Genomic DNA, 10,153 nt, shown 5'->3' with positions numbered 1-10,153 from the left:
CGCGCAGCCGCCCGCGGGGCGCCGCCCCCGCCGCTGCCTCCTGCTCGGCCGCCGCCATGTCGGCGAGGATGCGCAGGCCGCTGTCGTAGAACGCCGTGCCTTCCGGCGTCAGTTGTAGTTTTCGCGTCGAACGGCTGACCAGCCGCGCGCCAAGCCTGGCCTCCAGCCGCGCGATCAGCTTGCTCACCGCCGACGGCGTCATGCGCAACGCGCGTGCCGCGGAGGAAAAACTGCCTTCCTCGACGACCCGCACGAACACTTCGATCTCGCCGGAGCGATTGATGTCGGACCTAGCCATTTGTGAATCTATTTCACAGAAAATGTGCCCAAGGCAAGTCTGGTTCACAATGCAGGGCAACACGATCTTTCGGGTCGGGGCGCGGGACGGCGCTCTTCGTCATCGAAGTGGAAACAGCCATGCCTCTTGCTCTCTACGCCCTCGCCGCCGGTGCCTTCGGCATTGGCGTCACCGAATTCGTCATCATGGGTCTGCTGCTCGATGTCAGCAAGGATCTCGGCGTTTCGATCTCGGCCGCCGGCCAACTCATTTCTGGTTATGCGCTTGGCGTCGTCATCGGCGCGCCCCTGCTGACCATCGCCACCGGCGACTGGCCACGAAAGACCGTGCTCCTTGCGCTGATGGCGATCTTCACGCTTGGCAATCTCGCCTGTGCGCTGGCACCCGACTACTGGACGCTGATGGGCGCCCGCATCATCACTGCCTTTGCCCACGGCACCTTCTTCGGCGTCGGCTCTGTCGTCGCCACAGGGCTGGTGGCGCCCAACAAGAAGGCCTCGGCGATCGCACTGATGTTCACCGGGCTGACCATCGCCAACATCCTCGGCGTGCCCTTCGGCACCTGGCTCGGCCAGGCTTTTGGCTGGCGGGCGACCTTCTGGGCGGTGACATTGGTCGGCCTGGCGGCCTTCGCCGTCATCCTGGCTCTGGTGCCACGCAGCCAGACGGCGCCCGAAAAGAGCGACCTTCGCGCCGATCTCGCCGTTTTGCGCCGCACGCCCGTCCTGCTCGGTCTTGCCACCACCGTGCTCGGCTATGCCGGTGTCTTCGCCGTCTTCACTTATATCGCGCCGTTGCTGACCGAGATCAGCGGCTTCAAAGAAGTGGCCGTATCGCCGATTCTGCTCGTCTTCGGCGGCGGTCTCATCGCTGGCAATTTGCTTGGCGGCAAGGTCGCCGACCGCTGGCTGGTGCCGGCCGTGCTGGGCAGTCTCGTGGTGCTGGCCCTGGTGCTCGCAACCATGACCTTCGCCATCCACAGCCAGGTGATGGCCGTCATCTATGTCGGACTGCTCGGCGCTGCTGCCTTCGCCACCGTGGCGCCGCTGCAGATGTGGGTATTGGACAAGGCGCAAGGTGCCGGTCAGAGCCTCGCCTCATCCTTCAACATCGCCGCCTTCAATCTCGGCAATGCGGCAGGCGCCTGGCTTGGTGGCGCGGTGATTGCCCATGGGCTTGGTCTGGGGTCCCTCACCTGGGTCGCCGCCCTGCTGCCGCTCGCCGCACTCGCCGTGGCGGGACTGGCGCTGCGTCTCGATCGCACCGACACGCTCGGCGAGCCTGCCTCCATCCGGTCGTGACCGTCCTCGGCAAACCCACTTTCGACACCTTCATTCCACACCATCAGGAGTAAAAAGATGGACTATCGACGTCTCGGTGCATCGGGCCTGAAAGTGCCCGCACTCTCATTCGGCGCGGGAACTTTTGGCGGTTCCGGCCCGCTGTTCGGCGCCTGGGGCAACAGCGACGCCAGCGAGGCGCGGCGGCTGATCGACATCTGCCTGGAGGCCGGCGTCAACCTGTTCGACACCGCCGACGTCTATTCGAACGGCGCCTCGGAAGAGGTGCTTGGCGAAGCGATAAAGGGTCGCCGCGATGCCGTGTTGATCTCGACCAAGACCTCGCTGCCGATGGGCGATGGGCCGGCCGATTACGGCTCGTCGCGTGCGCGGCTGATCAGATCCGTGGATGATGCGCTGAGGCGCCTCGGCACCGACTACATCGACCTTCTGCAGCTGCACGCCTTCGATGCCGGCACGCCGATCGAGGAGGTGCTGTCGACGCTGGACCAGCTCGTGCGCTCGGGCAAGCTGCGCTATGTCGGCGTCTCCAATTTCTCCGGCTGGCAAGTGATGAAGTCGCTGGCCGAGGCTGACAAGCACGGCTACCCCCGCTACGTAGCGCATCAGGTCTACTATTCGCTGGTCGGCCGCGACTATGAATGGGAGCTGATGCCGCTCGGCCTCGACCAGGGCGTCGGCGCGCTGGTGTGGAGCCCGCTCGGCTGGGGCCGCCTGACCGGCAAGATCCGCCGTGGCCAGCCTTTGCCGGAAAAGAGCCGGCTGCACGACACAGCGAGCTTCGGGCCGCCGGTCGAGGACGAGCATCTCTACCGGGTAATGGATGCCCTCGACGCGGTGGCGCAGGAAACCGGCAAGACCGTGCCGCAGATCGCCATCAACTGGCTGCTCCAGCGCCCGACCGTGTCGTCGGTCATCATCGGCGCCCGCAACGAGGAACAGCTGCGCCAGAATCTCGGCGCCGTCGGCTGGACGTTGACGCCGGAGCAGATCAGGACACTCGACGCGGCAAGCGAAGTCACGGCCCCCTACCCGTATTTCCCCTATCGCCGCCAGGAAGGTTTCGCCCGGCTCAACCCGCCGGCGGTATGATATTTTTTGCTCAGGCCGCGCGTTGCGCGGCCTGATAGCCTACCCCCAGATTGGCCAAAGCGCTGCCTGGCCGCTGCCGATCAGGGCAATGATGATCAGGCAGACGATCCACAGCGCCGGATACTCCCAGCCACCGCCCGCATTGGTGAACCAGAAACCATTTTTGCCGTGGACGAGCACGATCGTGCCCAGCATCAGGGGAATGAGCAGAATGGCCGCCAGCCGCGTGGCGACGCCGAAGATCAGACCAAGACCGCCGGCCGTTTCGGCTGCGATGGCGATCAAGCCGAAATAGCCGGGTACGCCGAGCGACTGGAAATAATCGGTTGTGCCCTTGGGCGTGAAGACGAAGTACTTCAGATAGGCATGGGCAAGAAACAGGCCGCCGACGCTGACACGAAGCAGCAGCGCGGCATAGTCGAACGCGGTCATGTCCGTTCTCCCGATCGCGGACGCGCCTTGGGCACTCTGCCTTGCCGCGCCACCTGCGTAGGATAGCCGACAGCGGCGCTGCTGTCGCGGGACCAGAATGGAAACAGACCGTCTGCGGCCGCCGTTCAGTGAAGCACGAACTCGCCGTCCACCTTGCGCCATTCATTCGGCGCGATCAGCTTCTGGTGCGTGTAGCTGATCGAATGCAGCGGCCCGTCCAGCTTGGCCTTCCAGAATTCGATGAACTTGATCAGCACCGGAAACTTCGGCGCCAGATCATAGTCCTGCCAGATGAAGCTCTGCAGCAGATGCGGATGGTCGGGGAAATGATAAAGAATCTTGGCCGTGGTCAGGCCATAGCCTTTGAGCATCAGGTCCATTTCGGAATGGTCGCGCATGGCAGTCCCCTTGGGCGGTCCCTGGTTGAGTCTCCTTTCCTCCCAACGTCAGAGTGTGCGCGCCGTTGCTTAACTGTCTATTGATTTTTCCTGATCGAGAACGAGTTTTCCGCGCGAAAACATGCGGTTAGCAGCGAGCCCACCCGAGTGCTGACAGCGGCAGGCAAATTGCCTGCGGCATCCCGCCGCGCGAATCCAACGTCTAATATTGCGATGACGGGCGAACTGGTAATAATGCCGCGAATTCGCGGCAGCTTTGTCGCGATCCCGCCGGCGTTTCAAGCCGGCGGATTGGTTTGGGAGGAAGTGAAGAAATGTCCGACGTTCATGTCCATCGCGTCCAGCCGGCGTGGAAGAAAAACGCGCTGATCGATAATGACACCTACCTGAAATGGTATGCCGACAGCGTCAAGTCACCGGACAAGTTCTGGGGCAAGCACGGCAAGCGCATCGACTGGTTCAAGCCCTACAGCAAGGTCAAGAACACCTCCTTCGACGGCAAGGTCTCGATCAAATGGTTCGAGGACGGGCTCACCAACGTCTCTTATAACTGCATCGACCGGCACCTGAAGAAGCGCGGCAACCAGACCGCCATCATCTGGGAAGGCGACAATCCCTACGACGACAAGAAGATCACCTACAACGAGCTCTACGAGCATGTCTGCCGGCTCGCCAACGTGATGAAGAAGCACGGCGTCAAGAAGGGTGACCGCGTCACCATCTACATGCCGATGATCCCGGAAGCGGCCTATGCGATGCTGGCCTGCACGCGCATCGGCGCCATCCACTCGATCGTCTTCGGCGGCTTTTCGCCGGATGCGCTGGCCGGCCGCATCGTCGATTGCGAATCGACCTTCGTCATCACTGCCGACGAAGGCCTGCGCGGCGGCAAGGCCATTCCGCTTAAGGAGAACACCGACAAGGCGATCGACATCGCCGCCAAGAATTTCGTCATGGTCAAGAACGTTGTCGTCGTGCGCCGCACCGGCGGCAAGGTCGGCTGGGCGCCGGGGCGCGACGTCTGGTATCACGACGAGATCGCGACGGTGAAGGCCGAATGCAAGCCGGAGAAGATGAAGGCCGAGGATCCGCTGTTCATCCTCTACACCTCCGGCTCGACCGGCAAGCCGAAGGGTGTGCTGCACACCACCGCCGGCTACCTCGTCTACGTCTCGATGACGCACCAATATGTCTTCGACTACCATGACGGCGACATCTATTGGTGCACCGCCGATGTCGGCTGGGTCACCGGCCACAGCTACATCGTCTACGGCCCGCTCGCCAACGGCGCCACCACGCTGATGTTCGAAGGCGTGCCGAACTATCCGTCGCAGTCGCGCTTCTGGGACGTCATCGACAAGCACAAGGTCAACATCTTCTACACCGCCCCGACGGCGCTGCGGGCGCTGATGGGCGCCGGCGATGCGCATGTCACCAAGACGTCGCGCAAGTCGCTGCGCGTGCTGGGTTCGGTTGGCGAGCCGATCAATCCGGAAGCCTGGGAGTGGTATTTCAACATCGTCGGCAACGGCAAGGTGCCGATCGTCGACACCTGGTGGCAGACCGAGACCGGCGGCATCCTGATCACGCCACTGCCCGGCGCCACCGACCTCAAGGCAGGCTCGGCGACGCGGCCGTTCTTCGGCGTCAAGCCGCAGCTGGTCGACGGCGAGGGCAAGGTGCTGGAAGGTGCTGCCGACGGCAATCTGTGCATCACCGATTCCTGGCCCGGCCAGATGCGCACCGTCTATGGCGATCATGATCGCTTCATCCAGACCTATTTCTCGACCTACAAGGGCAAGTACTTCACCGGCGATGGCTGCCGCCGCGACGCCGACGGCTACTACTGGATCACCGGCCGCGTCGACGACGTCATCAACGTCTCCGGCCATCGCATGGGCACGGCCGAAGTCGAATCCGCACTGGTCAGCCACGACAAGGTTTCGGAAGCCGCCGTCGTCGGCTATCCGCACGACATCAAGGGCCAGGGCATCTACTGCTACGTCACGCTGATGGGCGGCGAGCAGCCGAGCGAGGAGTTGCGCAAGGAACTCGTCGCTCATGTCCGCAAGGAGATCGGCGCCATCGCTTCGCCCGACAAGATCCAGTTCGCGCCCGGCCTGCCGAAGACGCGCTCGGGCAAGATCATGCGTCGCATCCTGCGCAAGATCGCCGAGGACGATTTCTCAGCCCTTGGCGACACCTCGACGCTGGCCGATCCGGCCGTCGTCTACGACCTGATCGCCAACCGGCAGAACAAGAAGGCTTGATGCAGGACGAGGCCGCACTGGGCACTGTCAGTGAGCTCTGGCGCTATCCAGCGAGTTCGCTTGCCGGTGAGCGCCTGGAAACAATCTCGGTCGACGTCGAGAGCATCAACGGCGACCGCCTGTTCGGCCTTGTCGATGCCACCGACAATGAAATCGCCCGGCCGGATCGCGACGCGAAATGGCACAAGGTGCCGCGCATCCGGACCCGGCTGTCGCCTGCCCGCGAACTCGAGATCGCCATCCCGGACGGCGACTGGCTGGCTGCACCGGGTATCGAGAGCGACAGCGCGGTGTCGGCCTATCTTGGCTTCGAGGCCTCGATCCGGCCGTTTCGCCGGGAGAATGCCGCGCCTGACTATTCCGGCCCGCTGACCGCGGAGCGCTACCGCAAGGCGCCGATCCATCTGTTGACCACGGCTTCGCTGGCGCGCCTGAAGGCATTGCATCCGGAAGGGACCCCCGATCCGCGCCGTTTTCGTCCCAACATCGTCGTCGACATGGCGGCAATCGAAGGGTCGTTTCCAGAGACGGAATGGATCGGCCGCAAGCTGGCGATCGGCGACCTGTTGCTGACCATCTCGGAACCCTGCCGCCGCTGCGGTTTCACCATCATCGCCCAGGATGGCTTCGGCAATGATCCTGGTATCCTGCGCAATCTGGTCCGCCACAACGCGCACAATCTCGGCGTCTATTGTACGGTCGATCGGCCGGCCAGCATCGAGGTCGGCGACACGATGCGCTTCATCTGATCATTGGTACAGATCCGCCCTTGTCGGCGGCAGCCCGCTCGGGCCACGCGCGCGTTTGGTGACGACAGTCTGGAAAATCTGTGCCGAGGCACGTTCGAAGGTGATCGAACAGCCGGTCAGGTAAAGCAGCCACAGCCGCGCCTTGGCTTCTCCCACTTCGGCGATTGCCTCGTCGAACCTTGCATACAGGCGCTCGGCCCACAGCCTGCAGGTGCGGGCATAGTGTTCGCGCAGGTTCTCGACATCGTAGACGAGGAAGCCGTGGGCTTCGAGATTGCCGAGCGTCATGCCGATCGTGTCGAGTTCGCCGCCGGGGAAGATGTATTTGATCAGCGCCTTGAACTCCGGACCCTTGCGCAGGGTTTTCTTGATGTCGCCCTTGCTGCGCCTGGTGATGGCGTGATGCAGATAGACGCCGCCCGGCTTCAGCAGGCGATGGACGGTGGAGAAATAGGCGGCGTGGTTGGCGAGCCCCAGATGCTCGAACATGCCGATCGACGATATCTTGTCGAAGCTACCGGTAAGTTTGGCGTAGGATTTTACCTCGATCGTGATCTTGTCCTCCAGCCCCTCGGCGCGAATGCGCTCACGGGCGAGTTGCGTCTGGGCTTCCGACAACGAGACACCGTGGCCGACGACGCCGTAGTTCTTCGCGGCATGGATCAGCATCGCTCCCCAGCCGCAGCCTATGTCGAGCAGCCTCTCGCCGGGCTTCAGCCGCAGCTTGCGGCAGATATGGTCGAGCTTGTCGATTTGCGCCTCATCGATGCTGTTGGCGAAATCCTTGAAGTAACCGCAGCTGTAGACCATGCGTTCGTCGAGAAAGAGCCGATAGAAGGCATTCGAGATGTCGTAATGATGCTGGATCGCTTCCTGGCTCGAACCGCTGACGAAGGGATTGCGCCCCGAAAGATCGGTCCGCGCCGTCATCTGTTTCCTTGAAAACAGCACGGCTGGCAGATCACGCAGGATCGCCAGCTTCGGCAATGTCTTGAGTTTCGACCTGAGTTTGCCTTGCGAAGGCAGGGCATAGAAGTCAAACAGCGATCCGTCTTCGATGTCGACCGCCTTGGAAATCCACATCTCGATCAGCGTCGAGAAGGCGGGACGGCGGACCACCTGCCAGACAATGTCCGGGTCGTTGACGGTGAGCACAGGGCCGGTGGCGGGGCCAATGCGCTCGCCGGTCCACAGCTTGACAGCAAAGCCCGGCTTCAGCGTTTCAACAACCGTTCGAACAATTCGCGCGGCCTTGTCGGTGGCGTCCATGCTTCCTCCCCGAAGCCAGAGCGCCAATGTTGTCTGTTTGCCACTGGACTGCAAGCCGCCCGTCTTGTCAGCCTGTCTGGAAAGACACACACCCGGCTTTTTGAGGGTGGCACCTTGCCATTTCCCAAATGAGACCCCATCATCTCCGTGTGTTCAACAAATCGAAAGGAGGTGATCCGATGTCGAGTGATTTCGTTTTCCAGAACGTGGCCTCAGCGGATTGCACTTTCGGGAAGCAGTCTTCCCGTTAAGGCGCGAGATGCGCGGCGGGTGACCTCTTGAGGTCGCCGCCATAGGGCCGCGCCACGGACGGAAACACGGAAGGCCGCCGGCTTCGCAAGAAGCGGCGGCCTTTTCCTTTTTGCGGATTACTGGGTCAGGACGACCTTTTCGGTGTTGCGGATGATTTCCTGAAAGGCGTCGTTCAATTCTACTCCGGTGGATACCTCGAAGTAATGCCTGTTGGTGGACACGTCCTTCGACGAACAGTCCTTCAGCACCGCCTTTGCCTGGTCCCGCTCGGTCGCCGACATGTCCTTGTCGTTCAGATCGAAGCCGATGGTGAAAATCTCGATGCCGTCATTCTTCATGTTGCCGCACAGCGTTTCGGCGTTGCCGCGCGCAAGGTTGCCCTGGCTGTTGTAGCTGCCCCCCGCACCGGCGAAGGCAGTATTGAACTGGCCATCGGTCATCAGGATCGCAACCTTGGCGATCTTCTTCGCATTGGCATCCGAGGCGCCTTTGCCGAGACCGGCATTCTCGATCGCGGCGCGCCATTGCGGCGACAGCATATAATAGGTCCACTGAATGGCGATCGCGCCGGCCGTATAACCATCGGCCTGGAAGTCGTCGATCGAATCAAGCAATGCATCGGAATCCGCGGTCAGCGGGATCACTTCCGCATCAGGGCACCTGTTCATTCCCCCACCACTGAGATGATCATCCCGGTTGACCAGGGCATAATATTTCTTGCCGGTCCTGTCCGTGCGAACCGTATCTGGGCCGTCGGCGCTCAAATCCGCATCGCCGTTTTTGTCCTTGCGCTCCGTCGTGCAATTATCGGGGTGTGGCATCGCCGCGCCAACAATGGAGATGTAGTCGCTGAAGGACGGCAGCAAATCTTTGCCCGTCTTGGCGACGAGAAGCGAACTGCCGGCAACCGGTGGCAGCTCAGAGCTCCCTTGGTTCTCGGCATAGACGTTTTCCGCCAGCTTGCCGGCGTTCACGCCAGATGCGTAGGGCACAATTGCGACGCGGATGCGGGGGTTCTTCGGATCCTGGTTCTGGAGCATCGTCTGAACGGCGTTTCTTGCAGCTGCTTTCAGATCGCCTATCTTGTCGACCTTGCCCCGCTTCGCCATCGATCCTGTTATGTCTAGCATCATCGCCACTTCGACGGCCTTGTCCGAATAGAGCGCCGTTGTGGAAGCGGTGACGCGTTTCATGTCACCCGTGCCAAAAATCGGGAAATACAGCGCGACATCGACATGGGCGTCGGCTTGGACCGTCTTGGCGGTACTGTTGACCGTCAGTCTGTCGAGCACGATCTGGTCGACCTGCAGGATGCCCGCCGTGCTGTTGGCATCGAGAAAGGCCTGAACCGATCTGTTGGCATCGGCCTCCTTGATGGCGCCGGTCGTCAGGTCGCGTGCGGTCGATGTCACGGCGGCATCGACCACGCCCTGCAGGCTCGATCTGGCATTGTACAGCTGAGAGACGTTGACGGAAAAGCCAACGCCCAGCGCCAAGACCGAGGCAGCAAGGCCGAACAGGACTGCGAAATTTCCACCGCGATCCCTGGCGAACCCACCGACCGCGTGAACAAGACCCCCGTAATTCCGCATCCTACAGCCTCCGCTCGCCTCGGCCTCGTCGCCGTGGAAAGGCCAATGCAGGAATCCGGCCGGATTGCGCGGTCGCTTCCGCGCAGCCCGGGATCAGGCAATCAAGCTGTTGTTTTTGCTCGGGTTGCGAAGGATGTAAGGTAAACAATAGGTAAACGGAAATTCAAGAAAGCGACTTCGTTTACGAAGCGCTTACCATGATCGACGGCATGTCGATCCGGGTCCCGATCCGGCACAGAGGCTCGAAGGATGCAGTGTCTCGAAGCGGATCAGAATCCGGCTGCGAAAAGCTCTAGGCCAGCATCTGCGCGCTGACGGTCCTGTCGATGCCGTGATAGGGCGGGTTGAACAAATTGCCTTCCTGTTCGTAGGTCCACACCTTGAACAGGCTGAGCCGGTGCGGGCCGAAGCTGTGCAGCAGCGGCACGTCGGTGGCGTCACGGCCGCGCGCGATGACGACGCGGCCGGTCCTCGGCGTGTTGTGGCGGGGCACGAAAGTG

Annotated in this window: 9 protein-coding genes and 1 pseudogene; 4 read left to right on the top strand and 6 right to left on the bottom strand. The window is 62.0% G+C overall.

Annotation, left to right across the window (positions count from 1 at the left end):
- Positions 1-298 (bottom strand): LysR family transcriptional regulator (locus EN935_RS10425; protein WP_164771071.1); only part of this gene is annotated, 298 nt, incomplete at its 3' end.
- A gap of 119 nt (positions 299-417) precedes the next feature.
- Between EN935_RS10425 and EN935_RS10420 the strand changes: the two genes are divergently transcribed.
- Complete coding sequence (locus EN935_RS10420) at positions 418-1,599, top strand: MFS transporter (RefSeq protein WP_127262928.1); 1,182 nt, start codon at positions 418-420, stop codon at positions 1,597-1,599.
- Positions 1,600-1,656: 57 nt separating this feature from the next.
- Positions 1,657-2,691 (top strand): aldo/keto reductase, encoded by a 1,035-nt coding sequence (locus EN935_RS10415; protein ID WP_127262927.1) that lies wholly within the window; start codon positions 1,657-1,659, stop codon positions 2,689-2,691.
- 39 nt (positions 2,692-2,730) lie between these two features.
- On the opposite strand, the gene EN935_RS10410 is transcribed toward EN935_RS10415, so the two are convergent.
- Both EN935_RS10410 and EN935_RS10405 read right to left on the bottom strand, forming a co-directional pair.
- Positions 2,731-3,123, bottom strand: a complete 393-nt coding sequence (locus tag EN935_RS10410; protein WP_127262926.1) for a DoxX family protein — start codon at positions 3,121-3,123, stop codon at positions 2,731-2,733.
- Between the two features lie 125 nt (positions 3,124-3,248).
- Entirely contained in the window at positions 3,249-3,521 is a 273-nt protein-coding gene (locus tag EN935_RS10405; protein WP_127262925.1) for an usg protein, read from the bottom strand.
- A 314-nt stretch (positions 3,522-3,835) separates the two neighbouring features.
- Here EN935_RS10405 and acs point away from each other — a divergent pair, with 314 nt between their 5' ends.
- A complete protein-coding gene (gene acs / locus EN935_RS10400) occupies positions 3,836-5,791 on the top strand; it encodes an acetate--CoA ligase (RefSeq protein ID WP_127262924.1) in 1,956 nt (651 codons plus the stop codon).
- Positions 5,791-6,540 carry an MOSC domain-containing protein gene (locus EN935_RS10395; RefSeq protein WP_127262923.1) on the top strand — a complete coding sequence of 250 codons (750 nt, stop codon included), beginning with the start codon at positions 5,791-5,793 and terminating at the stop codon, positions 6,538-6,540. The genes acs and EN935_RS10395 overlap by 1 nt, the downstream gene beginning before the upstream one ends.
- On the opposite strand, the gene EN935_RS10390 is transcribed toward EN935_RS10395, so the two are convergent.
- From EN935_RS10390 to EN935_RS10380, 3 genes and pseudogenes are all read right to left on the bottom strand, one after another.
- Positions 6,541-7,809, bottom strand: coding sequence for a cyclopropane-fatty-acyl-phospholipid synthase family protein (locus tag EN935_RS10390; RefSeq protein ID WP_127262922.1), 1,269 nt, complete (start codon positions 7,807-7,809; stop codon positions 6,541-6,543). It abuts the gene before it with no gap.
- Positions 7,810-8,177: 368 nt separating this feature from the next.
- A complete protein-coding gene (locus tag EN935_RS10385; RefSeq protein ID WP_127262921.1) occupies positions 8,178-9,653 on the bottom strand; it encodes a pilus assembly protein in 1,476 nt (491 codons plus the stop codon).
- A 292-nt stretch (positions 9,654-9,945) separates the two neighbouring features.
- Positions 9,946-10,153, bottom strand: a pseudogene (locus EN935_RS10380) (transglutaminase family protein); the annotation flags it as partial.

It is taken from the genome of Mesorhizobium sp. M7D.F.Ca.US.004.03.1.1 (assembly GCF_003998635.1).
GTDB lineage: Bacteria > Pseudomonadota > Alphaproteobacteria > Rhizobiales > Rhizobiaceae > Mesorhizobium > Mesorhizobium loti.
The sequence above is the reverse complement of the archived record's forward strand: the minus strand, read 5'-3'. Positions and strand labels throughout refer to the sequence as shown.

Coding starts and splice junctions, on each gene's coding strand:
- EN935_RS10420 (WP_127262928.1), top strand. CDS start 418: ATGCCTCTTGCTCTCTACGCCCTCGCCGCCGGTGCCTTCGGCATTGGC.
- EN935_RS10415 (WP_127262927.1), top strand. CDS start 1,657: ATGGACTATCGACGTCTCGGTGCATCGGGCCTGAAAGTGCCCGCACTC.
- EN935_RS10410 (WP_127262926.1), bottom strand. CDS start 3,123: ATGACCGCGTTCGACTATGCCGCGCTGCTGCTTCGTGTCAGCGTCGGC.
- EN935_RS10405 (WP_127262925.1), bottom strand. CDS start 3,521: ATGCGCGACCATTCCGAAATGGACCTGATGCTCAAAGGCTATGGCCTG.
- acs (WP_127262924.1), top strand. CDS start 3,836: ATGTCCGACGTTCATGTCCATCGCGTCCAGCCGGCGTGGAAGAAAAAC.
- EN935_RS10395 (WP_127262923.1), top strand. CDS start 5,791: ATGCAGGACGAGGCCGCACTGGGCACTGTCAGTGAGCTCTGGCGCTAT.
- EN935_RS10390 (WP_127262922.1), bottom strand. CDS start 7,809: ATGGACGCCACCGACAAGGCCGCGCGAATTGTTCGAACGGTTGTTGAA.
- EN935_RS10385 (WP_127262921.1), bottom strand. CDS start 9,653: ATGCGGAATTACGGGGGTCTTGTTCACGCGGTCGGTGGGTTCGCCAGG.